This is a genomic window from Streptomyces sp. UH6 (genome assembly GCF_013421635.1).
GTDB lineage: Bacteria > Actinomycetota > Actinomycetes > Streptomycetales > Streptomycetaceae > Streptomyces > Streptomyces abyssomicinicus.
On sequence record NZ_JACADT010001463.1, the window covers coordinates 1 to 904 of the forward strand.

General features: G+C 72.8%; 1 protein-coding gene. It reads right to left on the reverse strand.

The features are described from left to right. The coding region (locus HW445_RS32615; RefSeq protein WP_180224342.1) for an SDR family NAD(P)-dependent oxidoreductase at positions 1-904 on the reverse strand (904 nt) is incomplete at both ends.

Below are 904 nucleotides of genomic sequence, written 5' to 3' on the forward strand. Positions count from 1 at the left end.
TCGCTCGGGCGTCAGGGACTCCAGAACACCGTCGTCGACCACACCCGCGGCGTGCACCACACCGGCGAGGCCCGGGCCGTCGGACGCGGTCAGCTCACCGATGAGGGCGGCCAGGGCGTCGCGGTCGGTGACGTCACACGACGCCCACCGAACCTCGGCGCCCAGCTCCCGCAGCTCCTCCACCAGCGTGGTCGAGGGGCGACGCGAGACCAGGACGAGGTCACGCACACCGTGCGCGGTGACGAGGTGCCGGGCGACCAGACCACCCAGCGCACCGCCGGCACCCGTGACCAGCACGGGGCCGGTGACCGGCGGGAGCGCGGCCTCGGCCGGGACCGTGGTGCGAACCAGCCGGGGGACGAGGACCTCGCCCGCGCGGACGGCGAGCTGCGGCTCGTCCAGACCCGCGAGAGCTGCCAGGTCTTCCAGCGAGCCGTCGGTGTCGATCAGGACGATGCGGTCGGGGTGTTCGGACTGGGCGGAGCGGATCAGGCCCCATACGGCTGCGGCGGCGAGGTCGGTGACCTGCTCGGTCCCGCCCGTGGCGACCGCGCCGCGGGTGACGACGACCAGACGCCCGTCCTGCTCGTCGGCGGTAAGCCATTCCTGCAGCTGAACTAGGACATCGGCGAGGGCGGTCTGCACGGCCGCCGGGACGTCACCGTCGATGGTGCTGGCGGCGACTTCAAGGATGTCCGCGTTGACCGTACTCGGGTTGGGGGCGGGGAGAGTGCGCCAGTCGAGGTGGAAGAGGGAATCGTGGGTGGGGGTGGTGTCGAGCTGTTCGGCCGTTACGGGGCGCAGGGTGAGAGTGTCGATGCGGCCGAGGGGCGTGCCGGTGGCGTCGGCCAGGTCGAGCGCGATCCCGCCGCCACGGTTGGTGGTGATGCGGGTGCGCAGGACC